Here is a 24,502-nt window from a genome sequence, read left to right as displayed (position 1 = left end):
CGATGAGCTGCACTAAACAGTGTTCAGGGAATGAGGCAGGCCCGCCGAGTGCGCTGGCTATTAGGCTGGGGATATGATTGCAGCTTCACCAGGCACGCCAGAGCGTTCGCGCTACCTAGCTATTTTTGATCCGAAGTCTGTCCGTCCGCGTGAGGTGTATGCAGCAGATATCTCGGCTGCTGATTTGAACCTTGACATAATTAATGGCTCGCTACGCGATGCCGTTGACATGCTGGGAGAGATTAACCCGAAGCCGACCTTGCGAAGCCTGCAACCTGCGGCGGTGTTGGTGGCGATAACACCAGAGCAAGAGCCAACAGCAATGACCAAGATTTTCCAGGCTGTGATCCCGAAGCATCTGGGGCTGGTCGATCTGGATCGCGACACGACACTTGCCTATGGCGATGACCTGGTTCGTTACCCTATGACGACGGCGCACTATACCTTGGGCTGGTCGTCGCCAAGCGGGATTGCTGACGTGCTGGAAGAGATTTACCGGCAGCAGAGCACCACTGAATATTCGCGAGCTGACTATGTGAAAATTATTGACCGCAAGCCTGCGCGCAGTGTCCATGCTGGAAAGTCTTTGCGCGAAGGGGAACGGGCGCAGAGTGCCTCGGCGGAGGAGAACCAAGAAACGCAGCAGGAAACGCAGTGGAGTTTCCAGCGGAGTTCGCAGTGGGATACGCAGCACTATATTCAATGTTTTTATTCTGCGACCTCGGGTTCGGTGGGTACGCAGGGCAACATTATGGCGGATGAGGGTTTCTGGATTGAAGTGCGTAATGGCGCGGCCGAATTACATTTCGGGATTGGAGGATTGGATTTGCATACGGCCTCTGAGGTGTTCCGTCGTTGGTTGGATGGTGAGCGGAATTTTCCGGATGTGGGGCAGTGGCAGAAGTTGATTATTTAGCGAGTTGATTGGTGCTGAGCTTCGCTTTGGTGTTTGGGATCACTTGTTCGGGTACGCTATGGGAAAGCGCATTTTTGAGAAAGGATACCACTCTATGAGACTCGCTGTTATTGCTGGCGACGGCATTGGCCCCGAAGTTACCGCAGAGGCATTGAAGGTCTTGCATGCGGTGCGTGACGACGTGGACGTGACCGATTTCCATCTGGGGGCAGACAGATACTTGGAAACCGGGGACACGCTCACTGATGAGGACCTCGCCGCGCTTCGCGAACACGACGCGATTTTGCTCGGTGCTATTGGCGACCCCCGCAAGGTTGCTGCAGGCGTGCTGGAGCGGGCCCTATTGCTCAAACTGCGCTTTGCCTTGGACCATCATGTCAACTTGCGCCCTTCGAAGCTGTATCCGACTTCCTCTTCACCGTTGGCTAATCCCGGTGAGATTGATTTCGTGGTGGTTCGCGAAGGTACCGAAGGTCTGTATTGCGGCAACGGGGGCGTGCTGCGTGAAGGCACTGCGCATGAGGTAGCCTCTGAGGTTTCGCAAAATACTCGATACGGTGTAGAGCGTGTTGTCCGTGATGCTTTCGCGCGCGCCAGGAACCGACGCAAACACCTCACCCTGGTGCACAAGACAAACGTGTTGGTCAACGCCGGTGGTTTGTGGATGCGTACGGTACAGGAGGTAGGCCAGGAATACCCGGATGTCACTGTCGATTACCACCACATTGATGCAGCCACCATCTACATGGTGACAGATCCGGAGCGTTACGACGTCATCGTCACCGATAACTTGTTTGGTGATATTTTGACGGATCTCGCTGGCGCTGTCACCGGCGGCATTGGATTAGCTGCCTCCGGCAATATTGATGCCTCGGGTGCAAACCCGTCCATGTTTGAGCCGGTACACGGTTCTGCGCCGGATATTGCGGGTACCGGCGTTGCTGATCCCACCGCGGCGATTTTGTCGGTGGCCCTATTGCTGCGCCATCTTGGTGACGAGGATAACGCGGCCAAGATTGAACAAGCGGTGGCTGCCGATATCAGTTCCCGCGGTAACCAGGCTATTTCTACCACCGAGGTGGGTGACCGCATCGCCGCAGCGGTGAATGCATAGGATAGTAAGCATGAATCCTCGTCCTTCGTTTTCGAAAGCACATCTGCCCGAGGTGGCCTCTTCTGCAAAGGCGTCGTCTTCAGCGGCGTCGCACTCGTCGTCACGCTCGTCATTGTTATCACGCGCAATTTCTTCCCGGGCCAAGAAAGCTGGCGGCCTGAGTGTGGCCGCTGTGATGGCTTGCGCACTGGTCGCGTGTGCTGATGCGGAGGAGGACACCTCGCCGTTGAGCTCTGCGCATGAGCAAGGGGCTGCCGACGGATCTACGGAGAGTAAGGAATCTGGACCACCAGTGGCAACTGCCTTATCGGACGGCAATCGTACTGGCGATGTCACCGTTGCTGATTTTTATGATGATTTCTCGACGGTTATCGTTGCTGCTGAGGACGAGGGCGCCCAGCGGACGGCCGCGACTGTTGCTGTAGAAGAAGCAGCCCCGATGATCGCCGTCATGGCTGAGTTTGAAATGGACTTAGTCGATTTCTTCAGTTCGCACGATGTCGAAAACATCATCACGGTCGGAAAACCGACAGCCCCGGCTGGTCACGAATGGTCGGAATGGTCACCAAAAGTCGAAGAGCATACCGCAAACGGCACGAGCGAAAGCACCGGTACGACTGCTACTACCGGTGCAGATGCGCCAGTCGACGTTGTTGACTCTGCGCAACCAATTCAGGAACCTGCGGCGTTGCCGTGGGCGTATGAGGGGCCACGGATCGCTGGGCTGTTGGATCACTTAGAAGAAAACGGAAACCTGCCGGGCAACTCTGCTAAGAATGCCACTCCGATTTACGTCACTGAGCACACTGCTTTGGCTTCGGTCGCTTCAGTTTTGGCTGCGGGCAATGAGGTGACTGTGCTGGATGCGCCGGATATCCGCGCAACCGCAGAATCGATGGACGCCGCACTCAACGGCGACATCATCACTTTGGGCGCTGCATTCGGGGACCAGGATTACGTGGATCGCACCGTTGCACTGGCAGCAAATGGTGAACTTCCTGGTGGGGGCGGACTCGTATTCCCCGGCCGTCGAATGATCGCCCTGTATGGACACCCAGCTGGCCCGGCTCTGGGCGTGATGGGTGAAATGCCACCAGAAGAAGCCATTCGCCACGCGCATGAGCTTGTGGATCAGTACCAGCATTTGGATGAGCAACCAGTCATCCCGGCCTTTGAAATCATCGCAACCATTGCGGCTGCACAGCCGGGCCCACATGGCTTGTACACTAACTACACTGATCCGGCGGAGTTGCAACCGTATATCGACGCTGCTATCGAAGACGGTGGCTATGCTTTCTTGGACCTGCAACCCGGCCGCGAAAGCCTGCTGGAACAGGCCAAGCACTACGAGGAACTGTTGAAACAGCCCTATGTAGGTCTGGCATTGGACCCGGAGTGGAAGCTAGGCCCTAATGAGGTGCCCCTACAGCAGGTTGGACACGTTGACGCCGCGGAAATCAATGAGGTCTCTGAATGGTTGGCAGAGCTAGTCCGCGAGAATAACTTGCCACAGAAAGGCCTTATGGTGCACCAGTTCCAGCACCAGATGATCCGTAATCGTGAGGCTGTGAACACCAATTACCCAGAGCTTGGTTTCGTGCTGCACGCAGATGGACACGGCCCGCCAGCGGAGAAGTTTGCTACCTGGGATATGGTCCGCAATGATCTTGCCGACGGCTGGTATATGGCGTGGAAGAACTTCATTGATGAAGACAACCCGACCTTCACGCCGGAAGAGACCTACCAGATCAATCCTCGTCCGTGGTTTGTTTCTTACCAGTAGTTCGTAATCTGGTTCATGCCAAGAAGTATGTGTGAAAAGGACTACTTTTACGTTCGTCTCGAGTAATCTAGGAGCATGAGCGTAGAAGTAGAGGAAGTCACCGGCTTTCTGGCTGAACACGAACCGTTTTCTCACTTGCCGTCAGATGCTCTAACGGCAATTTCGGCTTCTATGACTATGCGCTATATTCGGCGCGGGACCACCGTCGTAGAAGCCGGGCAGCGCAACGACACCTTGCACGTGATCCGTTCCGGGGCCATGGATGTCTTGGATTCTGAAGGTGGGCTTTTGGACCGCCGCGAACCCGGGTTGAGCTTTGGGTATTCGACTCTGGTAGCAGATCCTGGGGTTGCCGAGTCACGCTATACCACCGTTGCAGTGGAAGACAGCCTGATCTTGGAACTGCCACGCGAAGCCTTTCAGCGTGCGGCAGCCGAACATCCTGATATCGAACGGTTTTATTCTTTACAAACCAGACAAATTCGGAGTGCAGCCCAAGATCTTGCCGACGACGCCGCCACCGGTGTTTTACGCACCCCACTACGTGACGTCATGATCGTGAACCCACAGGCAACCGCGCCTGAAACCAGTATTGCCGCGGCCGCACAGCAAATGCGGGAACAAGCAGTTTCCTCATTGTTGATTACTGCTGATGGAGCCCTGCGCGGCATTGTTACCGATCGCGACATGACCGGCCGCGTGGTTGCGCAGTCACTGGATACTTCCTTGCCGGTTAGCGAAGTGATGACGCGGGACCTGCGTACCGTCACTCCAGAGACACTGGCTTTTGAAGCAATGTTGCTGATGGCCGAGCTGAAAATCCACCACTTACCAGTGCTGGAAGAAGGCAAAGTCGTCGGGGTAGTCGCTGGTGCCGATATTGCACGTTTGCTCCGGGTGAACCCCATTTACTTAACCGCAGACTTTTCTCGACGGACTTCCCGCGAGGAACTGCGTGATGCTTATCGTGAGGCTTGCGCGGTGATTGCGCGTTTTCTCGATCGCAGTGGTGATTTTGCGGAAGCAGCGCAGATGATGACTATCGCCGCAGACAGTATCGCCCGCCGGCTGTTGGAACTGGCAGAAGAACAATTCGGCGCGCCACCGGTCCCGTATGCCTTTGTGGTGCTGGGATCGCAGGGACGACGAGAAATGGGGCTATCCTCCGATCAAGACAACGCGATGGTCTTGTCCAATGATTACGATCCGAACCAACATGGCGAGTACTTTGCCAACTTGGCGCGGTGGGTGTGTGAAGGTTTGGCAGAGGCCGGACAGGCATGGTGCCCTGGCGATATGATGGCGACTAATCCGTTGTGGCGTCAAACAGCCCGGGAGTGGGAAGATACGTTCCACAGCTGGATCACCGCGCCGGATGCCGATGCTTTGCTGCATGCCCAAACCTTTTTCGATTTCCGCCCGGTTTATGGTGATACCGCGCTTGCCGGCGAAGTCCATCGCACAGCGGTGCGTATGGGAGGCGAATCCAAACGACTGCACGCGCACTTGGCAAGCTTGGCGGCGCGCCGGGAACCACCGTTGACTTTTTTCAAAGGTTTGGTGGTGGAACGCTCAGGAGATTATGCGCGAACGCTGAATATCAAAACCGGAGGCACCTATAGCATCGTGCAGATGGCTCGGTTGTATGCAATCGCTTCCGGAGTTGATGCTGTTGATACCGCTACGCGGTTGGAACTCTCTGCCGGGGTCGGTGTATCTAAGGAAGGCGCGCGTGATCTTGCCGATGCTTTTTATTTCTTGCGCACACTCACCTTGCGTCATCAGGCCCGTAAGTTGCGGCACGGTGAACAACCGGATTATCACGTTGACCCGAAGCGGCTATCAAAGATGGATCGGGAGCATTTGCGTGATTCTTTCCAAGTGATCAAGCGGATGCAATCTGCATTGGGTAACAAATATCCCGTGCGTAGCATTTCTTAAACAGGCGGTAGTGCTGATGAGTTTTCTTTCTGCTATTTCTACTATCTCCGGTGGTTTGTGGGGGCAAAAAACCTTCGATATCGCTGCACCCGCCACGGATACCGCGCTGGAGGATTTGCCAGCGCTTGCGGTTGATATGGAAACCACGGGAATTAAACCTGCCCGGGACACGATGCTGTCGATCGGCTGGGTGCCATTAAATGGGCGAAGTATTGATTTATCGGGTGCGGGCTATGTGGTGGTTGCTGGCGGGGAGGTGGGGGAGTCGGCCACCATCCACGGCCTTACCGACGACGAAATTGCATTGGGGGTTAAGCCGGAAGAAGCGATGGAGCAGTTATTGGAAGCTTTGCATGGGCGCGTGCTGTTGGCTCATTTTGCTGCACTCGAAACGGGCTTTGTGCACAAGCATTGTCGGCAGCTGTACGACGGTGCAGTCCCGGACCTTACGGTCGTCGACACGTTTAGTTTGGAACGGCGGCACATGGAACGTATGGCCACCTACCCGCGTGGTGAGGACCTACGCCTGCCACGAATCCGGGAGCGCTACCAATTACCGCATTACAACAGCCATAACGCGTTGAGTGACGCACTGGCGTGCGCCGAGGTCTATCTTGCGATTACCGCGGCGAGCCGCGTGCACACATTAAAAGATATTAGAGAGTAGGCCTTGTGGGGCAGTCCTTGTACAGTAGATGACATGCGTTTTGGACGAATTGCTCACCCAGAGGGTATGGCTTTCGTCGTCATCGAAGGCGACGACGAGCTGGTAGCCCGCGAAATTTCTTCTACCCCGTTCACAGAGCCAGAGTTCACTGGCAAGGAATGGAAATTGGACGATGTAAAACTATTGGCGCCGATGCTGCCGTCGAAGATTGTGGCACTTGGGCGAAATTATGCTGACCACGTCGCAGAGGTGTTTAAGGAATCAGCAGAATCCTTGCCGCCGACACTGTTTTTGAAGCCTCCTACAGCTATTACTGGTCCTGGCGCGCCTATTAAGATTCCAGATTTCGCCACTCGCGTTGAATTCGAAGGCGAATTGGCATTGGTTATTTCTCGCCCGTGCAAAAATTTGAAGGCCGAGCAGTGGAAAGACGTCACCCTAGGGTTCACCATCATTAACGACGTTTCTTCGCGAGATTTGCAGTTCTCCGATGGCCAGTGGGCGCGCGCTAAAGGCATTGACACCTTCGCTCCGTTGGGGCCGTGGATTGAGACCGATATCGATAAATTCGATCTATCGGATCACCCGATCAAGGCCTACCTCACCCACGAGGGCGAAACGAATATTAAGCAAGATTCTTCCACAGGACAGATGATTAATACTGTTGGCCAAATCTTGGAAAAGATCACTGCGTCGATGACCCTGCTACCGGGTGATGTGGTGTGTACTGGTTCACCGGCTGGTACGGAAGAAATGGTGCCAGGCGACTTCATCGAAATTGAAATCCCTGGTCTGGGCAAGCTGGGCAATCCAGTAGAACGCGCTTAGCCCGCAGAAGCTGTTTAAGAGCCATTAAGAGTTAAAAGCCGGGCCACTCGGACGGATAAGTCCGGCGGCCTTATAACCCCAGCGAGCGCAGGATTGTCTGCAGCTTCGCTGTGGTTTCTGCCAATTCTTGTTCTGGATCAGAATCTGCGACAATGCCGCCGCCCGCCCAGGTGCGGCCCTGTCGACCCCAAATCTCGGCGCAGCGGATGGCCACCAAATATTCCCCGTCGCCGGTGCTATCGCACCAGCCAACTGCGCCAGCGTAAAACCCGCGGGCGGATTCCGCGGTGTGGATTAAGTGATCAGCCGCGGCCGTCGGTGTGCCACAAATAGCGGGGGTGGGGTGAATGCGCGCTGCCAAGTCCAGTGCACTCAATTGCGGTTGTTTTAATTGCCCACTGATTGGGGTTGCCAAGTGCCACATCTCGTTTGTTTTGATTAACTGTGGCTTCGCCGGAATGCTCAGCTGCTCGCACAGTGGAGACAACGCAGCACGCAAATGCTCGACCACGAAACCGTGCTCGTGCAGATCTTTCGTAGAATTTTGCAGGTGAAAACGTGCGTTTTCATCTTCTACGGGATCGGCAGACCGTGCAGCAGAACCAGCCATGGGGATGGCGCTGACGGTAGAGCCCTGGCGTTTTACCAGCACCTCCGGCGAAGAACCAACCAGCATGTGGCCTTCGCGTCCAGCAGGCGACAGGTCGGCGATGAAGCCGTCGCGATGCGCGGAGTTATCAATCAAACGGGCAGCAACCAGCCGTGGGTCGACGTCGGCAAGAAATTCGAAGTCTACCGCCCGGGCTAGCACCACCTTTTCCAAACGGGACGAGACAATGGTGTCGATGGCGGCTTCCACCCGCCGTAAATGCTCTTGCGGTTCCGGATCCACCGAGCTGATTCGTGCTCGTAGCTCGCCCTGTCGATAAAACGCTGGTGGTTCTAGTGGGCCGTCTCCCCGAATGATGGATTCAGGCACCGTGAGGGCGGCGCGGTCATTCGGGTTAAACGGAAGTGCACCGACGATCATTTCGTGCTGGCCGTCGGCAAGCGCTTGGATGGCTTGATCGATGTCGGTGTAGGTGTCCACGCAGCCTTGGGTGCGCACAGATACGTGTGCTCGAGAGAGCAAAAAATCCGGTGCGGTGGCAGGACGGGACGATTGCATAACTGTCGATAATACCGCCCCTACGAAGTGGTGCGATAACTGGGCTACCATGGCTGCTATGAGTGATGTACGTGTACGATTTTGCCCTTCGCCCACCGGAACCCCGCATGTCGGATTGGTGCGCACAGCCCTGTTTAACTGGGCCTACGCCCGGCATACCGGTGGCAAACTGATTTTCCGCATTGAAGATACCGATGCTAAGCGTGATTCGGAAGAGTCCTACCAGGCGATTATCGACGGCCTGGACTGGCTGGGGCTGGCCTGGGATGAAGGCGTTAATGTTGGTGGTCCGCACGAGCCGTACCGGCAATCGCAGCGCAAAGACATCTATGCCAAGGTGTTGAACAAGCTGATTGATGCCGGCGAGGTCTATCCGGCTTATTCGACTGCGGACGAGGTAGAAGAGCGCCATCGCGCAGCAGGCCGTGACCCGAAGCTGGGATACGACAACTATGATCGCGACTTGAGTGAGGACCAGATCGCCGAGTTTGAGGCCGAGGGTCGTAAACCGGTGTGGCGCTTGCGTATGCCGGACCAGGATTGGGCCTGGACCGACCTGGTGCGCGGCGAGGTGGAATTCAAAGCTGCGACGCAGCCGGATTTCGTCGTCGCCCGTTCCAACGGCGAGCCGTTGTATACCCTGGTTAATCCTGTCGACGATGCGCTGATGGGAATTACTCACGTACTGCGTGGCGAAGACCTCCTCTCATCCACCCCGCGTCAGTTGGCGCTTTACGGCGCCTTGCAACGCATTGGCGTCGCCGAAGCCACTCCGGAATTTGGCCACCTGCCATTCGTGATGGGCGAGGGAAACAAGAAGCTGTCGAAGCGGGATCCACAATCGGATTTGTTTAACCACCGCAGCAACGGAATCATCCCGGAAGGCATGCTCAATTACCTGGCTCTGCTTGGTTGGTCCCTATCCAGCGATCAAGACATCTTCAGTGTTGACGAGCTGATCGCGGCTTTCGATGTGAAGGATGTGCTGGGTAATCCGGCGCGTTTTGATCAGAAAAAGCTCGAAGCAATCAACGCGGATCAGATCCGCTTGTTGGACACCGCCGAGTTCACCCGGCGTCTCCGGGAGTTCCTGAGCGAATACACGGATTTCCCTGCGGATTACCCAGAGGAGAAATTCGCAGTCGCCGCTGATCTGGTGCAGACTCGCATCAAAGTACTTTCCGACGCTTACGGCCTGTTGAAGTTTTTGGTTACCGCCGATGCTGATCTGGAACTGGATGAGAAATCCGCCCGCAAGAACCTGAAGGAAGACGCCATCCAGCCTTTGGATGAGGCAATTGCTGCTCTTGCGGTAGTGGCCGATGAGGAGTGGAAGACGGAGAAGCTGGAAGCGGTATTGTCTAAGGCTTTGATTGAGGATCTTGGGCTGAAACCGCGGAAGGCTTATGGGGCGCTGCGCGTGGCCGTTTCTGGAGCAGCGGTATCGCCTCCGCTCTTTGAATCCATGGAACTTTTGGGCAAGGAATCTACGTTGACCCGGCTGCGTGCTGCTCGTGCGCAAACCCCGTGGGAGCAGAAGGCCGAATAAGACTGGGGGGATAAGCCTGGTGGAATAAGCCTGGGGGGATAAGCCTGGTGGATTTTCCGGTAGCCGGTAGATTGTCTGATGAATCTACCGGTATACACACCCTAAGATGTTGTAAAAAGTGCCTATATACTGCTGATTTGGTGGAATATTAGATGGGTGGTTATAGTATATAACCGTTGCACAGAGCGACGCGGAAGACAATAAAATACAATCGATACAACGCGAGCAGCGTTAATTGATATCTTCCGTAAGTTTTTGCGGCAATGGCCTATGGTGTAATTGGCAACACAGCGGTTTCTGGTACCGTCGTTCTAGGTTCGAGTCCTGGTAGGCCAGCAGTGAGACTGCTGTGTAGTTTCACTTGTTCTAGCCCCGTTCGTCTAGAGGCCTAGGACGCCGGCCTCTCACGCCGGTAACACGGGTTCGAATCCCGTACGGGGTACAATCAGCGCGCAGGTTGATCTGAAAAAGATCTCCTGCGCGTTTTCTGCATCCCACGTACGGTGGGGGTTTATGGGTACAAAACAACAGTTGGAAAAGCCATGGTTCAAAGTGCAAGGACTCCTTGATGAGATTGCAGAAGCCAAGGGATGGAATGATCTGAGCTCCCAAGCGAAAAAGCTGGTTCTAGGGACAATCAGTTATATCGTCGTAGAAAAAGCCTTTACGTGGCATCACGTGTATCACACACCGGAAAAACGCCTGCGTGGGAACAGAAAAGCTTGGTTTGCGGTCACAGGTTTAGTTGATGTGCTGGGCCCTGTCGCTTTCTTCTTGTTTGGCCGGAAAGGCAAGAACAAAAGATAGGCGTTAAGCATGGGGGAGTTAGCGTAGCGGAGCGAGGCCGTGCAGTCCGGGTACTGAAGCAGCGTACTCGGGTACTGAAGCCATGCAATGAAACGATCGATGCTAAATTTACGATGCATATATGTGACTAGAGTGGTTCTGGTGGCAGATGGCCGAATCGCGTGATAATGCAGGAAGATCGTTAAGGGGTTCTATGAAGATCCGTAAAGTACTCGCTGCTGCAGCTGCAGCAGTAGTGGGAGTAACCGGCGCAATGGCGCATGCGCCGGTGGCGGAAGCACAGCAGCGTAATGTCGTTCTGTTCGGTGATTCTCTGCTGGCTAATCCACCACATAAATTTGTGGATTTCGTGAACCCTGGTTTTACCACGGGCGTTACGCTTGCAGAACATAGCAGCTGCCCGAAGGGCGTTGACCGTGTCGGGGTGGAGCTGGAACGTCGGCATGGTGCACGGGTCTCGGATTTCTCGTGTTCTGGCGCTGCTACCTATGGCACTTTGAATAATCACAGTCCGTTGGCGATGCAGGTTGATCAGGCGTTGCACTCTCAGCAACTCAACCCCCACACCACCAACGTGCACATGCAAATCGGGCTGAACGACAACTTCAAGGGTTTTGGTATCTACGCCCACCAGAAGCAGGCGTACCGCGATTACGTCGGGCACCAGATTGACCGTATCCGCCATGCCGCACCGAATGCGCGCATCCAGATTCTGGGATACCCGGAGATGATTGGCGCGCATGATTTTGTGTGTCCGGTTCATTTCAACCAGGTGGATCTCAACTTCCCGTTCGCCCCATTGGGTAACTCGCTGCGCGCAGTGGCGGACTGGCAGAGGACGGTAGCGGCAGATAAGAACGTCGAATACTTCGATTTGGCGCGTGCCACGCACGGCCATGGACAGTGCGCTCCGAAGGCGCAGCGTTGGGTTTCTGGATTCTTGGACAACCAGTCGGACCCGTACAACATGACCTTCCACTACACGCATGAAGGCAACCGCCACATCGCCGATATTATCGCTGGTACCTGGTAAAGCGAAGGCGGGTGTTACTTCCCGGAGCCATTGGCGTAGGCGCAATCGTCCCAGTACAAACTGCTATTAATACGCGCTTGCGTGCCGACGTGCGAGACCCCGTCGTTACGGCGCTCTACTCTTTTCTTATCGGCACCACCTCCCTGTTGCCAGTCGCGTGGTTGCTGACTGGCCAGCCATTACCGGATTTTGCTTTGCTTGCCGACTCCCCACTGTGGTTGTTTTTAGGCGGTCCGCTAGGGGTGGCGTTTATCGTCGGCAATATTTTGTTGTTCCCGCAGATCGGCAGTGTGCATACCGTCATCATGCCAATCGTTGGTCAGATGTTGATGGGCTTGCTCGTCGATCACTTTGGCCTGTTTGGCTATGAGGTGTTGCCGATTTCCCCGTTGCGCCTGTTCGGAGCGCTCATCGTTCTGGTTGCTACTGCGGTGGTGCTTGATATCGGCCGCGGTCGCCTGTGGGAGGGGAACGCGCAAGGCGTGGCTGCTTGGGCCTGGCGCGGGTTTGGTATCGCGATCGGCATGGGTTCTGCCACGCAAACTGCCGTTAATGGGCGTTTGGGGGCGGTTATCGGGTCACCAATTCATGCCGGTTTGTTGTCACTTGCGGTTGGTGTCGCGGTGTTGTTCATTCTCAGCCTTGTGTTGCCTGGCCGTTCTCGGGTTTTCTGCCCGATCCCGGTAGGGCCGTGGTGGAAATGGCTCGGCGGTGTTCTGGGCGCGTTTTTCGTCGTCGGGGGAGCGTTGTTTGCCCCGATTTTGGGTACCGGGTTGATGGTGATCGCGGCGTTGTCAGGAACTATCACAGCAGGCCAGCTTTTGGAATCACGCGGTTGGATTGGGGCAACAAAGCGCCCGCTGACCGTTCGTCGGGTCAGTGGGCTGGTGGGGATTTTCCTTGGTGTTGTACTGGTGCGGATGGTGTAGCTGGGGTAGGGAAGTTTAGACCTTTTCGATCACCGCTGCCAGGCCTTGGCCGCCTCCGATACACATGGTTATCAACCCGCGCTGTGCGTTGGTGCGGTGCATATAGTGGGCAGCAGTGACCATCATGCGAGCTCCCGTGGCGCCAACTGGGTGGCCTAGAGAGATACCGGAACCAGAAGGGTTTAAACGCGGATCGTCGGCGTCGATGCCCCATTCATGTAGACATGCCAGTGCTTGTGCGGCAAAAGCTTCGTTGAGTTCAATGAGGTCGATATCGTCAAAGCTGAGCTGCAGGCGTTGAAACAGCTTGTCGACGGCGGCCACCGGGCCAATACCCATCGTTTCTGGGGCTACCCCGGCCACGGCCCAGCCGACGAGTTTGACGGCGGGGGCTAGGCCTAGCTTTTCGGCGTTTTTCTCGGTGGTGACGATCATCGCGGCGGCGCCATCGTTTTGGCCGGAGGCATTACCCGCGGTCACCGTGGCGTCGTCGTCCAGTTTGGAACGGACCGCACGCAGCTTTTGCATGGAGTCCATGCTGGTTTCTGGACGGATGTGTTCATCCCTATCGACGATGATGTCGTCGCCTTTCCGTTGTGGGATACGTACTGGCACGATTTCTGCGTCGAAGAATCCTTGTTGTTGTGCATTCGCGGCACGCTGGTGGGAGCTGACAGCAAGCTCGTCTTGCTTGTCTCGTGGAATGGAGTACTCCCGGCGCAGATTTTCTGCGGTTTCAATCATTCCGCCCGGAATCGGGTGGTTTTTACCGCCAGCTTGCTCGCGGCCCTGTGTGAGTCGATCGTGCAGCTCCATCGCCCCGCCTTTTACTCCCCAGCGGATTGATCCGTCTACTGCGTATTCTGTCTGGGACATGGATTCTGCGCCGCCGGCGATGATGAGATCAGCCGCGCCAGCAGCGATATGTGCAGCGGCGGTGGTGACTGCTTGCAGTCCGGAACCACATCGCCGATCCAATTGCATGCCGGGCACGCGTTCGCCTAATCCAGAATTAAAGGCGACAATGCGGCCTAACGCTGGTGCCGCGCTGCTGGGGGAGGCTTGGCCGAAAATCAGGTCATCTATTGCTGTGGGGTCCAGCCCAGAATCTTTCATGACTGCCGTTATGACGGTGCTGGCGAGATCTTCTGCAGGTACGTTTTTGAGAGCGCCGCCGTAACGACCCACTGGTGTGCGTTTAGGGTGGCAGATGACAATGGTGGGAAGGGACTGGTCAGCGCGGTGTGGGGTAGCCATTGAAGGCTCCTTTCTTATTAGAAGTTTCTCATTAGAAGCTAGTGGGTTTCACAGTTGTGGGACGCTGGTAGGTCTGGCGAGTTGTCTTCGCTGAGAACGTACTGGATTTTTCGTGCTCTGACGGTAATCCGGTTTTTGTGTATCCTCGGTTGGCACAATCGATCCTTATAGTTTGATTAACGACAGATGATTCGTCTATGCGTACCCGAGTAATCGGAGGAAGTAGAAAAATGTCCATTCCATATCGCGTACAAAACCCGGCCACGAACGAGGTCATCGAATCATTTGATACGGCGACAGACCAGGAAATCCAGGATGTTTTGAGCAAGGCTCATGAGGCATTCCAGACTTGGCGCAACACCAGTTTCGCAGAGCGTGCCAAGATTGTGAACAAGGCCGCGGATTTGCTGCGTGAGCGTAAAACCGAGCTAGCAAAGATCGCTGCAGAAGAAATGGGTAAGCAGATCCCAGAGCTGGAAGGCGAGGTTGAGTTCTCCGCTAATATTCTGGCGTTTTACGCGGATCGTGCAGAAGAGTACTCCGCTGATATGCCAATCGAGGTACCTGGTGGTAAGGCAGTGATGCGTCGTTTGCCACTCGGTGTTCTGCTGGGCATCATGCCGTGGAACTACCCGTACTACCAGGTTGCCCGCTTTGCTGGCCCGAACTTGATGAACGGCAATGGCATTATTTTGAAGCACGCCGAGATCTGCCCGAAGTCGTCGGCGGCTTTCGAGAAGATCTTCCTCGAGGCTGGTCTACCAGAAGGCGTTTTCAATAACGTTTATGCTAATCACGACCAGATCTCCACGATCATCGCTGATAAGCGCATTCAGGGCGTTTCCTTGACTGGTTCCGAGCGCGCAGGTGCCGCGGTTGCTTCACAGGCAGGTAAAGCACTGAAGAAGTGTGTGCTTGAGTTGGGCGGTACTGACCCATACATCGTGCTGGATACGAATGATGTCAAGAACGCAGCAAAGGTCGCTTGGGACAAGCGCATCGACAACACTGGTCAGGCGTGCACCTCAAACAAGCGCATCATCGTCATGGACGATATCTACGACGAGTTCGTTGACGAGATGGTGCGTATTGCAAAATCTTACAAGCCTGGCGATCCACTCAACCCGAACGAGGGCGAGTTCTACCCACTGTCTTCCCGCGATGCCGCGGAGAAGCTTAACGACCAGGTACAGCGTGCGGTGCAAGAAGGTGCCACGCTGCACACCGGTGGCGAACTGCACGAGTCCGCTGCCTACTACAGCCCGGCTGTGCTGACGGATGTACCAGTTGGTTCCGAGTCCTACTACGACGAATTCTTCGGCCCGGTTGCTGAGATCTACTCCGTGAGCTCGGAAGAAGAAGCCATCGAGCTGGCTAACAACTCGAACTACGGCTTGGGCGGCGCAGTCTTCTCGGAAGACAAAGAACGTGCCAAGAAGGTTGCCGACAAGATCGAGTCTGGCATGATCCACGTCAACCTACCACAGGCCATGACGCCAGTGCTGCCATTCGGTGGCGTGAAGAACTCTGGCTTCGGTCGTGAGCTTTCCGTGCTGGCGCTTGATGAGTTCGTGAACAAGCAGTCCTTCTACGTCAACGACTAGGAAGCGAACGACTAAGAAGTGCTTGGCACAAGCGCACAAGTGACTGACTAACAAGTCATTTGTTTCCACCCGCGGTCTGTCTATTCGGGCCGCGGGTGGAAGTTTTTCATCTCTTCGTAGGCGGCTAAGGCTTGGCGACGAGATGCTTTCAGCTCTACCACCGGCTGCGGATATATCGGAGTCGCGTACTCCGGAACCCAGTGCTGGATATAACGGTAATCGGGGTCGAAGCGCTTGGCCTGAGTATCAGGGTTGAAAATCCGGAAATATGGTGCAGCGTCATCGCCACAACCAGCAGCCCACTGCCAGTTGAATGGATTCGATGCTGGGTCAGCATCGACCAGGGTGTCCCAGAACCACGCTTCACCGTGGCGCCAGTGTATGCCGAGGTTTTTCGTCAAAAAACTGGCCACCACCATGCGCACCCGATTGTGCATGGTGCCGGTTGCCCACAATTCGCGCATCCCGGCATCTACTACCGCAATACCCGTTTTCCCCGCCCGCCATGCCGAAAACACGCTGCGGAAATCGTCGGCTGTGGCGATCTCTGGAATGTCTTTCTCGGTTTCTGGCCAACGCGGATCCCGGCGCGTGCTAGCTATGCGTCGGGCTTCATTTTCGTCCCAGTGCCAATCGAAATGGTCGAACTGTTCCCGTACGTTGCGTTGGTGCAGATCTGGTAAGTGATAGAGCCGGTGCCAGGCGAAATCACGCCACAATAATTCACTCAGGAATGCAGACGTGTCCTCATCGGTGATACGGCCACTATCGCTGGCTTGTGCGATCAATGCCCACAGGCGGTGGATGCTGATTTCGCCAAAGCGTAAGTACGGTGAGAGTCGGGAAGTGGCTTTTTTATCCAAACGGTCACGGTCCGCAGCATAATGAGGGGCGCGCTGCTTTGAAGCTGCAGCTAATTGGGATAAGAATTCCTCGGCTAGCTGCCAGGCCGCGTTTTCTCCGGGACTCCAGTGTTGGGCTAAGGAAAGCGTCCAGTCGGCTTCGTCCCAATCAGGTAGCGGGTGGGCGGACGGCAAATCTGCCCCGGGGCCTGCGAACCCAATTGGGCCCAGTTCATCATGACTTGTCGGCGAAGGGGATTGATCATTGCCATTGTTGAGGTAGCTGGCAACATTATCCTCGGCAACTCCGCGGGCGGTTTTCGCAAATGGGGTGTAGACCTTATATTGCTTGCCTTGTTGCGTCTGCACTTCCCAGGGCTCGGTTAATAAGTGTCCAGGAAAACTTTTCGCAGCTACGCCTTTTTCTTGCAGTAGGCGCTTAAGTTGTGCATCCAGTTCCCGCAAAGGCTTGTGATAGCGCCGTGACCAGCCCACCGCGGATACCCCGAACTCCTCGACGACGGCAGGAATGATCGCGCGCGGATCGCCCTGGTAATACAGCAGCGGAATACCGTGAGCATGCAGCTTGTGTTGCAGCTGGTGCACGCTGCGTTGCCACCACCAACGTGTGGCTGCGCCCAGTGCCCGGGCTCCTGTCACAGTTGCATCTTCATCGATAACAACGGCAATTACTGGGCCTTGCTTCGCAACCCAAGCGAGTGCCGCGTTATCTTGCCACCGGAGGTCATCCCGAAACCACATCAGTGCTGGCTGTGGAGCGTCTTTTTCACTTGGCATGCGTGCAACACCTAATCTTAAACCATTGCAAATCTATAATTGCGCGCTGAGTTCCCGTGCGGTTTGTTGGATAATGCCTGCGTAGCACTCGCTAGGGCTGGGGTGCATGCGTTCGATTGGGCCGGAGATGGACAGTACTGCGACCACAGTATTGGCGGCATCATGTACTGGTGCGGAGATGCTGGCTAGGCCTGGTTCGCGTTCACCGATGGATTCTGACCAGCCACGTTCGACGGCATCGGTGACGTCGGCAAGTGTGTAGGAAGCGGTGTGTAGGATCCGATCGCGTTCGACAGTGTCGGTGATGGCGGCAAGCAGGACCCGGGCGGCTGAACCTGAATTCAAAGTCAGTGTCGAACCTACCGGCACCACGTTATGCAGGCCAGAAGCTGGTTCGCAGGCTGCGATGCAGATGCGTTCGTCGCCGCGGCGCTGGTAGAGCTGCACGGATTCGCCAGTTGATTCCATCAGTTTTTCCATAAATGGGGTAGCTGTGGCCACCAGTTTGTCCTGAGAGCCGGGAAGTTCTGGGCCCGCACCCCAGCGGCCGTCGGCCCGTCGTGCCAAAATCCGGTGCATCTCCAATGCGCTGGCCAGACGGTGTGCGGTGGCGCGGGGGATGCCGGTGTCTGTGCACAGTTCGGAGAGGTTCATGGGGGTTGTCGCGGTGGCTTTCATAATCGCAATTGCGCGATCGAGCACCTTGATTCCCGAGATTTCACTATACCGTCCCATACCGTGATACTATCTTCCTAACATGTGGGAGAACAAGTGAGGTGGAAACCATGACAGAAAAACTCACTCTGGCTGAAAAAGTATGGCGCGATCACGTTGTCGTTCAAGGAGAAGGCGGCAAACCAGACCTGATCTATATCGACTTCCAGCTGCTACACGAGGTTACTAGCCCGCAGGCCTTTGACGGACTGCGGATGAATGGCCGAACCATGCGGCACCCGGAGCTGCATTTGGCTACGGAGGATCATAACGTCCCGACCGAAGGCATTACTAAAGGTAACCTGCTGGAGATTAAAGAAGAAACCTCCCGCACGCAGGTGGGCACACTGCGCAAAAACTGTGAGGAATTCGGTATCCGTCTGCATTCCATGGGGGATAAGCAACAGGGCATTGTCCATACTGTCGGTCCGCAGCTCGGGATCACGCAGCCAGGAATGACTATCGTCTGTGGTGATTCGCACACTTCTACCCACGGGGCATTCGGTTCGATTGCGATGGGTATTGGTACCTCTGAGGTAGAGCATGTCATGGCCACGCAGACTTTATCGCTGAAGCCTTTCAAAACCATGGCCATTGAGGTCAGCGGCGAACTGCAGCCAGACGTAACGGCTAAGGACCTAATCCTGGCGATCATTGCGAAGATCGGCACCGGCGGCGGGCAAGGCCACATCATTGAATATCGCGGCGAGGCCATCGAGAAGCTTTCGATGGAAGCGCGCATGACCATCTGCAATATGTCTATCGAAGCCGGTGCGCGTGCAGGCATGGTCGCGCCGGATGAAAAGACCTTTGAATACGTGCGTGGGCGCGAATTCGCCCCAGAAAACTTCGACGAAGCTGTCGCATATTGGAAGACCTTGCCGACGGATGAGGGTGCCGAGTTCGACACTGTTGTGGAGATCGACGGCTCTGCGCTGCGCCCATTTGTCACCTGGGGAACCAATCCTGGTCAAGGCTTGCCACTAGACGCGGTGGTGCCGAACCCGGAAGACTGCACAGATGATAGCGACCGCGCTGCTACAGAAAAAGCCCTGGCCTACATGGACCTGCAACCAGGTACCCCACTACGTGATATCAAGATCGACACCGTTTTCTTGGGCTCCTGCACCAACGCGCGCATCGAAGATCTCCGTGCTGCCGCCGAGGTTGTCCGCGGACACAAGTTGGCCGCGGACACCCGCATGATGGTGGTGCCGTCCTCGGCGTGGGTCAAGCAGCAAGCCGAAGAAGAAGGTTTGGACAAAATCTTTATCGACTTTGGTGCGGAATGGCGCACTGCTGGCTGTTCGATGTGCCTGGGCATGAACCCAGATCAACTGCGCCCAGGCGAGCGTTCGGCGTCGACGTCAAACCGCAACTTCGAAGGTCGGCAAGGCCCCGGCGGACGCACCCACTTGGTCTCGCCAGCCGTAGCCGCTGCTACTGCGATCAAAGGCACCCTGGCCAGCCCGGCGGATCTGTAAAAGCTAGCTAGGACAAAGAGGAGCACAACCCATGGAAAAGTTCACCACACACACCGGCGTTGGTGTGCCACTGCCGTATTCCAACGTTGATACCGATCAGATCATTCCTGCGGTCTACCTCAAGCGCGTCTCACGCACGGGGTTTGAGGACGGTCTGTTTGCCAACTGGCGTAAAAACGATGACTTCGTGCTCAACCGCGAAGAGTTCCGTAATGGATCCGTGCTGTTCGTCGGCCCGGATTTCGGCACCGGATCCTCTCGTGAACACGCAGTCTGGGCGCTGGGTGATTACGGCTTCCGCGCGGTCTTCTCACCCCGTTTCGCCGATATTTTCCGCGGTAATGCCGGTAAGGCCGGCCTGTTGGCGGGTATTATGGAACAGTCCGATATCGAGCTGATCTGGAAGCAGCTGGAAGCAGAACCAGGCACTGAGGCGACGGTCGACTTGGAATCGCGTTCCGTGAAGGTCGGCGGGAATGTCTACCCATTTGAAATCGACGATTACACGGCCTGGCGCCTACGTGAGGGCTTGGATGATATCGGGTTGACTTTAAAAAATGACGACGCGATTAGTGATTTCGAATCGCGCCGTCCAAGCTTCAAGCCACAGGTTCGTAGCTAGCGTACTGGCAGTGGCGAGGCCAGATAGTCGGCACCGACAAGCTTGCCTTCGCGCAGCGCGAGCACCCAGGTGCCGGCTTTTTTAAATTCCCGCGGCTCGATGTCAAAGTCGGCCTCAGCCGCTAAAGACTCGATGATCTCCGGCATCATCCCGCCTTGTGAGACGATGACCGGGACCCCACCGCCGGTAGCAATTTCTCGGAATCGCGCGGTGGCTTCGGCAAGATTATCCAGTCCGGCGTCACCCACAATCTGCTCGGTGGTGACTGGCAGGCTTAGTGCGTCGGACAATGGGGCAATGGTGGATTGACAGCGCGCAGGTTCTGCGGAATACAGTGCGGTCGGCTTGTACGCACTCAGCATGGGCACCAGAAATTCTGCTTGCCGACGCCCTTTTTTATGCAGTGGTCGCAAGTTGTCGTCACCGCTCCAGGTTTTGCGGTCATGTGCTTTGGCGTGGCGCACATACAGTACGCGCGTGTCGACGGCGTCGTCATGCCGGATGGCTGCTTGTTCCAAGACCCGCCGGTCGGTGTCGTAGGTGAGTTTCTCGTGTGCCTCGTTTACGCTGAGCCAGCGCAGTTTGTTGACTTCCTCATTTTTCTGGAATTTTCCGCCGGTGATATTCGCGTTCCAGTAAAAAACCACCTTGGTGCGTCCTTGCACGGGGTAGTTGACCGATCCCAGTAGTGAGCCAAGCTGGACTTGATAACCGGTTTCCTCGGCGATTTCGCGCACGCAGCAGCTGGCCAGTGATTCGCCAGGGTCAACTTTGCCTTTGGCCAGTGACCAGTCGTCGTATCGCGGGCGGTGAATCACCGCGACCTCTGCAGTACCGTTGTCACCGCGGCGCCACAGCACGGCACCAGCTGCCAGCGTTGGTTTACGATATTCGGCACCTGGATTTTTCCCGATTTGGTGATAACGGGCGGAGAGGTTAAATCCGCTTTGGTTATCTTTATCGGCTTCGCTCATCTGGGATTTTTTCACCATGCTGTCTATTTTCCCCAAAATCACCGCATTTTGCATAACCAGCGTGTGCCCAAACGGTAGGCTGGTGGGGATGTATTTCAAGGAGGCGCAATGAGGGTCGCGGTCATGGGAGCTGGTTCGTGGGGTACCACGCTGGCAAAAGTTTTCGCCGATGCCGGAAACCACGTCTGCTTGTGGGCGCGGCGGCAAGAACTCGCGGAAACCATCAGCAACACCCGGGAAAACCCGGATTATTTGCCAGGCATTACGCTTCCCGACGCCCTGGAAGTCACCCCTGATATCGCGGCTGCATTGGGCGGTGCGGAAATCGTGGTGTGTGGCGTGCCTTCGCAGACTCTCCGCGATAATGTCAGTGCCTGGGCGCCGCTGATTCCCAACGATGCCACGGTACTGTCGATTTCGAAGGGCATTGAGCGCGGCACGTTGAAGCGCATGACGGAAGTCATAGTGGAAGCCGGCATTGAAGAAGACCGCGTCGCTGTTCTATCGGGGCCCAACCTGGCGCGCGAGGTTGCTTTGGAACAGCCCGCGGCCACAGTCATTGCTTGCGTAGATGAAAACCGCGCGAAGCTGGTGCAGGCCGCGGTGGCGAACCACTATATCCGCCCGTATACCAATACCGACGTCATCGGCTGTGAGCTCGGTGGGGCCTGTAAAAACGTTATCGCTCTGGCTTGTGGCATGGCCACCGGGTTGAGTCTGGGGGAAAATACCCAAGCCACGCTGATCACCCGCGGCCTGGCGGAGATCACTCGTTTGGGCAACGCCCTGGGGGCCGACGAGCGCACCTTCGCGGGCCTGGCCGGTTTGGGCGATTTGGTGGCTACGTGTAACTCGGAGCTGTCTCGCAATCGCACCTTCGGTAAGCGTCTAGGCTTGGGAGATAGCTTGGCGCAAGCGAAAGCCGCAACGAAAGGCCAGGTAGCGGAAGGTGTGATCTCGTCGAATTCGATCTTTCAGCTTGCTCAGGACCATAACGTCGATATGCCGCTGACCCAGGCGGTGTATTCCGTGTGCCATGAAGATCTCGCGGTGGCCGACATGATGGTTTCGCTGATGGGACGGTCGAAGAAGTCCGAGTAGCCCGGATAAGCCGCAGAAACGCTACTGGCCGGTGGTAGCATGACGCGCATGACAAACAAGACGCGCGTGGCAGTATTTTATGGTGGCCGGAGCACCGAGCATTCGGTTTCTTGCGTATCCGCTTCGGCGGTCATGGCTCATTTGGACCGGGACCGTTATGAGGTCATTCCTGTCGGCATCACTAAAGACGGTGTGTTCACGGTAGGCGAGCAGGGCTTAAAAATTGTCGATGGCCAGTTGCCGGAAGTTACGCTGCGCGACGAGCTTGCATTATCGCTGAACCCGCAGCGTCGGGTGCTGCACAATCTCACCACCGGTAAAGTTCACGCAGAGTTCGATGTGGTTTTTCCTGTCCTACATGGCCCGTTCGGCGAGGACGGCACCATCCAGGGCATGCTGGAATTAGCCGATATTCCGTACGTGGGCACCGGTGTGTTGTCTTCGGCAGCGAGCATGGACAAGGAGTACACGAAAAAGCTGCTGGTTGCCGAGCAGCTGCCGGTCACCCCCGAGGCAGTTGTCGGGGCAGGCGAGGAGCTTGCCGACGACGACAAGCAGCGCTTGGGACTGCCGGTGTTTGTGAAACCGGCCCGCGGTGGCTCCTCGATTGGGGTTTCCAAGGTCACTGATTGGAAAGATTTCCCGGCGGCTCTGGATGCCGCGCGCGATGCGGATGTGGCGGGCAAAGCGATCGTGGAAACCGAGATCGTTGGTGACGAGGTTGAGGTCGGCGTTTTGCAGTATCCGGATGGCAGCATCGTGGCTTCCGTGCCAGCGAAGCTGAACAATATTGCTGCCAGCGAAGAGGGCTTCTACGGTTTTGAAACTAAGTATCTTGCCGACGTTGTCACCCCGACCATTCCGGCCCCGTATGACGATGAGGTTACCGGCCAGCTGCAGGACATGGCGCAGGCCGCATTCCGGGCACTTGATTGCCAGGGACTGGCTCGGGTGGATTTCTTCGTTACCGCATCCGGCCCGGTGATCAACGAGATCAACACCATGCCAGGTTTTACGCCGATTTCGATGTACCCGCAGGTATTCCAGGCCAGCGGTGTTGCCTACCCGGAGTTGCTGGATACCATGATCCAGACGGCGCTGGCGCGCTAGCGACCCAAACCGCGCTGGCGCGCTAGCAGCCAGCTAGGCAAGCCCGGCGCGCTAACCGGCATTGGGGGCGGACGCAGTGTGTTGTTTCAGCAGCTCCGTGATGCGTGAGAGTGATTCTTGCGCAGCCGCCTGCGGCGTCGATACTGCTACCGCAACTTCCCGGCCCAACGGGTACCAGGTGGAGGCAGTAGTGCCGTCGGCAAGCACGGTGTCTTCAAACCACGGCACTTCGTTGATTTGTTGCAAACGCTCACCCAGGGGAACGTCGGGGTCCGCGATGCCGCAGCGCAGCACGATCGGCTCGTAGCCCGGGTGCGTCCAGGCGATGGTGTCTTTGGCGGTGTCGTCGTACAGTTCGTAGCCTTCCGCTGGGGTGAAACCATCTTTGGCGGCGCTGATCAGTGACTGGCAGGCAGCGAGGTCATCGGAGCTGCCGGAGGCGAGTTCAGACAACGGGGCCGGGTGCGGTTGGTGCTTGCGAAGTTCTAAGGCCTCTGTGGCTCCAGTCAATTGCGCGATGGCTTTGTGGGCCTCGCGGGAAGTAGCGGCAGCGCTATCCGGCGCCGTAGCATTTCCGCCAGCGCCATCGTCTGCGCCGTCGTCACCTGAACTGTCATTTCCGGCAGTGCCATTACCCGCGCGGTCAACGGTGACCGCGACCGTCGGAAAGCGGTTGGTGGAATACCAGGTGGTTAGCGTTGAACCTGGGGTTTGGTCTTGTACCTCGAGCCATTCGGTTGCTGTATTACCGTCACTTGGGCTGCCGCTAGAGTTCTCACTAGAGCTAGCGCCGTCGGCTTCAACCACCTGCGTGTGTGAATATTCGCTGTATTGGAACGGAGTGTCCACGCCACACCGCAGGCTTATTTGGTCGCGGTAGTTTCCGCCAGCACCAGAGCTTCCGGCGGCCCAGGCGGCCACACCGGCGGGGGCGGGCTCGGCGATTTCTGCGCGTGGGAGGTCAGCGACTTCGTCGGGAAGCGAGTCGATAAGCTGTTGGCATTCGGCAGAATCTGCGTGTTCGGCGGGCAAATCCGATAGTGTCACCGTCGGGGCACCACCACCAATGATGCGCGCTCCCGCTAGAACCACCGCGACCAGGCCTAGTGATAAGCCCAGCGAGGTGTAAATGGGGGCGCGGCCGATGCCTTCCACCGGGTCGGTAGCTGCCAGCTCGTTGTCTGGTGAAGCGCCATCTGCGCTATCTGCATTGTTGGTGGGATCTGCAGTCATAATCGAAAGTCTAACGAACAGCATCGAA

21 protein-coding genes and 2 tRNA genes are annotated in these 24,502 nt (G+C 56.4%); 17 read left to right on the top strand and 6 right to left on the bottom strand.

Going from position 1 to position 24,502, the window contains the following annotated elements:
• Positions 1 to 73: 73 nt before the first annotated feature.
• From HMPREF1292_RS08905 to HMPREF1292_RS08880, 6 genes are all read left to right on the top strand, one after another.
• Positions 74 to 916 carry a hypothetical protein gene (locus HMPREF1292_RS08905; protein ID WP_023019604.1) on the top strand — a complete coding sequence of 281 codons (843 nt, stop codon included), beginning with the start codon at positions 74 to 76 and terminating at the stop codon, positions 914 to 916.
• Positions 917 to 1,010: 94 nt separating this feature from the next.
• The gene (locus tag HMPREF1292_RS08900) at positions 1,011 to 2,030 is read left to right on the top strand and encodes a 3-isopropylmalate dehydrogenase (protein ID WP_023019603.1); all 1,020 of its coding nucleotides are present in this window, start codon (positions 1,011 to 1,013) and stop codon (positions 2,028 to 2,030) included.
• Positions 2,031 to 2,040: 10 nt separating this feature from the next.
• Positions 2,041 to 3,813: a hypothetical protein gene (locus tag HMPREF1292_RS08895; protein ID WP_023019602.1), complete on the top strand. Its 1,773-nt coding sequence runs from the start codon at positions 2,041 to 2,043 to the stop codon at positions 3,811 to 3,813.
• A gap of 75 nt (positions 3,814 to 3,888) precedes the next feature.
• Positions 3,889 to 5,754, top strand: a complete 1,866-nt coding sequence (locus HMPREF1292_RS08890; protein ID WP_023019601.1) for a DUF294 nucleotidyltransferase-like domain-containing protein — start codon at positions 3,889 to 3,891, stop codon at positions 5,752 to 5,754.
• Between the two features lie 16 nt (positions 5,755 to 5,770).
• A complete protein-coding gene (locus HMPREF1292_RS08885) occupies positions 5,771 to 6,421 on the top strand; it encodes an exonuclease domain-containing protein (RefSeq protein WP_023019600.1) in 651 nt (216 codons plus the stop codon).
• A 33-nt stretch (positions 6,422 to 6,454) separates the two neighbouring features.
• Positions 6,455 to 7,249: a fumarylacetoacetate hydrolase family protein gene (locus HMPREF1292_RS08880; protein ID WP_021352342.1), complete on the top strand. Its 795-nt coding sequence runs from the start codon at positions 6,455 to 6,457 to the stop codon at positions 7,247 to 7,249.
• 70 nt (positions 7,250 to 7,319) lie between these two features.
• Here the strand turns inward: HMPREF1292_RS08880 and HMPREF1292_RS08875 are convergent, their stop codons facing one another.
• Positions 7,320 to 8,417 carry an isochorismate synthase MenF gene (locus tag HMPREF1292_RS08875; protein WP_023019599.1) on the bottom strand — a complete coding sequence of 366 codons (1,098 nt, stop codon included), beginning with the start codon at positions 8,415 to 8,417 and terminating at the stop codon, positions 7,320 to 7,322.
• 49 nt (positions 8,418 to 8,466) lie between these two features.
• Here HMPREF1292_RS08875 and gltX point away from each other — a divergent pair, with 49 nt between their 5' ends.
• The 6 genes from gltX to HMPREF1292_RS08845 all read left to right on the top strand — a co-directional run bounded on the left by gltX (position 8,467) and on the right by HMPREF1292_RS08845 (position 12,735).
• On the top strand, positions 8,467 to 9,966 hold the full coding sequence (gltX, locus tag HMPREF1292_RS08870) for a glutamate--tRNA ligase (protein ID WP_023019598.1): 1,500 nt from the start codon (positions 8,467 to 8,469) through the stop codon (positions 9,964 to 9,966).
• Positions 9,967 to 10,230: 264 nt separating this feature from the next.
• Positions 10,231 to 10,302 (top strand) — tRNA-Gln (locus tag HMPREF1292_RS08865).
• A gap of 33 nt (positions 10,303 to 10,335) precedes the next feature.
• Positions 10,336 to 10,408 (top strand) — tRNA-Glu (locus HMPREF1292_RS08860).
• A gap of 71 nt (positions 10,409 to 10,479) precedes the next feature.
• Positions 10,480 to 10,773, top strand: a complete 294-nt coding sequence (locus tag HMPREF1292_RS10915) for a hypothetical protein (RefSeq protein WP_023019597.1) — start codon at positions 10,480 to 10,482, stop codon at positions 10,771 to 10,773.
• A gap of 193 nt (positions 10,774 to 10,966) precedes the next feature.
• Positions 10,967 to 11,806, top strand: coding sequence for a GDSL-type esterase/lipase family protein (locus HMPREF1292_RS08850; RefSeq protein ID WP_021352339.1), 840 nt, complete (start codon positions 10,967 to 10,969; stop codon positions 11,804 to 11,806).
• An 11-nt stretch (positions 11,807 to 11,817) separates the two neighbouring features.
• Positions 11,818 to 12,735: a DMT family transporter gene (locus HMPREF1292_RS08845; protein WP_023019596.1), complete on the top strand. Its 918-nt coding sequence runs from the start codon at positions 11,818 to 11,820 to the stop codon at positions 12,733 to 12,735.
• A 15-nt stretch (positions 12,736 to 12,750) separates the two neighbouring features.
• Here HMPREF1292_RS08845 and HMPREF1292_RS08840 read toward each other — a convergent pair whose 3' ends face one another.
• On the bottom strand, positions 12,751 to 13,992 hold the full coding sequence (locus HMPREF1292_RS08840; RefSeq protein ID WP_023019595.1) for an acetyl-CoA C-acetyltransferase: 1,242 nt from the start codon (positions 13,990 to 13,992) through the stop codon (positions 12,751 to 12,753).
• A gap of 230 nt (positions 13,993 to 14,222) precedes the next feature.
• Between HMPREF1292_RS08840 and HMPREF1292_RS08835 the strand changes: the two genes are divergently transcribed.
• Positions 14,223 to 15,596, top strand: coding sequence for an NAD-dependent succinate-semialdehyde dehydrogenase (locus HMPREF1292_RS08835; protein WP_023019594.1), 1,374 nt, complete (start codon positions 14,223 to 14,225; stop codon positions 15,594 to 15,596).
• Between the two features lie 80 nt (positions 15,597 to 15,676).
• Here HMPREF1292_RS08835 and HMPREF1292_RS08830 read toward each other — a convergent pair whose 3' ends face one another.
• Together HMPREF1292_RS08830 and HMPREF1292_RS08825 are read right to left on the bottom strand one after the other, a co-directional pair.
• Positions 15,677 to 17,236: a deoxyribodipyrimidine photo-lyase gene (locus tag HMPREF1292_RS08830; RefSeq protein WP_023019593.1), complete on the bottom strand. Its 1,560-nt coding sequence runs from the start codon at positions 17,234 to 17,236 to the stop codon at positions 15,677 to 15,679.
• Positions 17,237 to 17,269: 33 nt separating this feature from the next.
• Positions 17,270 to 17,971: an IclR family transcriptional regulator gene (locus HMPREF1292_RS08825; protein WP_023019592.1), complete on the bottom strand. Its 702-nt coding sequence runs from the start codon at positions 17,969 to 17,971 to the stop codon at positions 17,270 to 17,272.
• Positions 17,972 to 18,021: 50 nt separating this feature from the next.
• Here HMPREF1292_RS08825 and leuC point away from each other — a divergent pair, with 50 nt between their 5' ends.
• Together leuC and leuD are read left to right on the top strand one after the other, a co-directional pair.
• Entirely contained in the window at positions 18,022 to 19,434 is a 1,413-nt protein-coding gene (gene leuC, locus HMPREF1292_RS08820) for a 3-isopropylmalate dehydratase large subunit (RefSeq protein ID WP_023019591.1), read from the top strand.
• Between the two features lie 31 nt (positions 19,435 to 19,465).
• Complete coding sequence (leuD, locus tag HMPREF1292_RS08815) at positions 19,466 to 20,056, top strand: 3-isopropylmalate dehydratase small subunit (RefSeq protein WP_021352331.1); 591 nt, start codon at positions 19,466 to 19,468, stop codon at positions 20,054 to 20,056.
• On the opposite strand, the gene HMPREF1292_RS08810 is transcribed toward leuD, so the two are convergent.
• The gene (locus HMPREF1292_RS08810) at positions 20,053 to 21,048 is read right to left on the bottom strand and encodes a bifunctional NUDIX hydrolase/histidine phosphatase family protein (protein WP_034646130.1); all 996 of its coding nucleotides are present in this window, start codon (positions 21,046 to 21,048) and stop codon (positions 20,053 to 20,055) included. The genes leuD and HMPREF1292_RS08810 overlap by 4 nt on opposite strands.
• Positions 21,049 to 21,138: 90 nt before the next feature.
• On the opposite strand from HMPREF1292_RS08810, the gene HMPREF1292_RS08805 reads away from it, so the two are divergent.
• Together HMPREF1292_RS08805 and HMPREF1292_RS08800 are read left to right on the top strand one after the other, a co-directional pair.
• Positions 21,139 to 22,131 (top strand): NAD(P)H-dependent glycerol-3-phosphate dehydrogenase, encoded by a 993-nt coding sequence (locus tag HMPREF1292_RS08805; protein ID WP_023019589.1) that lies wholly within the window; start codon positions 21,139 to 21,141, stop codon positions 22,129 to 22,131.
• A gap of 48 nt (positions 22,132 to 22,179) precedes the next feature.
• On the top strand, positions 22,180 to 23,241 hold the full coding sequence (locus HMPREF1292_RS08800) for a D-alanine--D-alanine ligase family protein (RefSeq protein WP_034645250.1): 1,062 nt from the start codon (positions 22,180 to 22,182) through the stop codon (positions 23,239 to 23,241).
• 51 nt (positions 23,242 to 23,292) lie between these two features.
• Here the strand turns inward: HMPREF1292_RS08800 and HMPREF1292_RS08795 are convergent, their stop codons facing one another.
• Entirely contained in the window at positions 23,293 to 24,474 is a 1,182-nt protein-coding gene (locus HMPREF1292_RS08795) for a DUF3515 family protein (protein WP_023019587.1), read from the bottom strand.
• Positions 24,475 to 24,502 lie beyond the last annotated feature (28 nt).

The sequence above is a fragment of the Corynebacterium sp. KPL1995 genome (assembly GCF_000477935.1).
GTDB lineage: Bacteria > Actinomycetota > Actinomycetes > Mycobacteriales > Mycobacteriaceae > Corynebacterium > Corynebacterium pseudodiphtheriticum.
This window is presented reverse-complemented; position numbering and strand designations above follow the sequence as displayed.

Excerpts from the sequence above, each read along its gene's own strand:
- HMPREF1292_RS08825 (WP_023019592.1), bottom strand. The coding sequence starts at position 17,971 with ATGGGACGGTATAGTGAAATCTCGGGAATCAAGGTGCTCGATCGCGCA.
- gltX (WP_023019598.1), top strand. The coding sequence starts at position 8,467 with ATGGCTGCTATGAGTGATGTACGTGTACGATTTTGCCCTTCGCCCACC.
- HMPREF1292_RS08875 (WP_023019599.1), bottom strand. The coding sequence starts at position 8,417 with ATGCAATCGTCCCGTCCTGCCACCGCACCGGATTTTTTGCTCTCTCGA.
- HMPREF1292_RS10915 (WP_023019597.1), top strand. The coding sequence starts at position 10,480 with ATGGGTACAAAACAACAGTTGGAAAAGCCATGGTTCAAAGTGCAAGGA.
- HMPREF1292_RS08835 (WP_023019594.1), top strand. The coding sequence starts at position 14,223 with ATGTCCATTCCATATCGCGTACAAAACCCGGCCACGAACGAGGTCATC.
- HMPREF1292_RS08805 (WP_023019589.1), top strand. The coding sequence starts at position 21,139 with ATGAGGGTCGCGGTCATGGGAGCTGGTTCGTGGGGTACCACGCTGGCA.
- HMPREF1292_RS08895 (WP_023019602.1), top strand. The coding sequence starts at position 2,041 with ATGAATCCTCGTCCTTCGTTTTCGAAAGCACATCTGCCCGAGGTGGCC.
- leuC (WP_023019591.1), top strand. The coding sequence starts at position 18,022 with ATGACAGAAAAACTCACTCTGGCTGAAAAAGTATGGCGCGATCACGTT.
- HMPREF1292_RS08890 (WP_023019601.1), top strand. The coding sequence starts at position 3,889 with ATGAGCGTAGAAGTAGAGGAAGTCACCGGCTTTCTGGCTGAACACGAA.
- HMPREF1292_RS08880 (WP_021352342.1), top strand. The coding sequence starts at position 6,455 with ATGCGTTTTGGACGAATTGCTCACCCAGAGGGTATGGCTTTCGTCGTC.
- HMPREF1292_RS08810 (WP_034646130.1), bottom strand. The coding sequence starts at position 21,048 with ATGGTGAAAAAATCCCAGATGAGCGAAGCCGATAAAGATAACCAAAGC.
- HMPREF1292_RS08800 (WP_034645250.1), top strand. The coding sequence starts at position 22,180 with ATGACAAACAAGACGCGCGTGGCAGTATTTTATGGTGGCCGGAGCACC.
- HMPREF1292_RS08900 (WP_023019603.1), top strand. The coding sequence starts at position 1,011 with ATGAGACTCGCTGTTATTGCTGGCGACGGCATTGGCCCCGAAGTTACC.
- HMPREF1292_RS08840 (WP_023019595.1), bottom strand. The coding sequence starts at position 13,992 with ATGGCTACCCCACACCGCGCTGACCAGTCCCTTCCCACCATTGTCATC.
- HMPREF1292_RS08885 (WP_023019600.1), top strand. The coding sequence starts at position 5,771 with ATGAGTTTTCTTTCTGCTATTTCTACTATCTCCGGTGGTTTGTGGGGG.
- leuD (WP_021352331.1), top strand. The coding sequence starts at position 19,466 with ATGGAAAAGTTCACCACACACACCGGCGTTGGTGTGCCACTGCCGTAT.
- HMPREF1292_RS08850 (WP_021352339.1), top strand. The coding sequence starts at position 10,967 with ATGAAGATCCGTAAAGTACTCGCTGCTGCAGCTGCAGCAGTAGTGGGA.
- HMPREF1292_RS08830 (WP_023019593.1), bottom strand. The coding sequence starts at position 17,236 with ATGCCAAGTGAAAAAGACGCTCCACAGCCAGCACTGATGTGGTTTCGG.
- HMPREF1292_RS08795 (WP_023019587.1), bottom strand. The coding sequence starts at position 24,474 with ATGACTGCAGATCCCACCAACAATGCAGATAGCGCAGATGGCGCTTCA.
- HMPREF1292_RS08905 (WP_023019604.1), top strand. The coding sequence starts at position 74 with ATGATTGCAGCTTCACCAGGCACGCCAGAGCGTTCGCGCTACCTAGCT.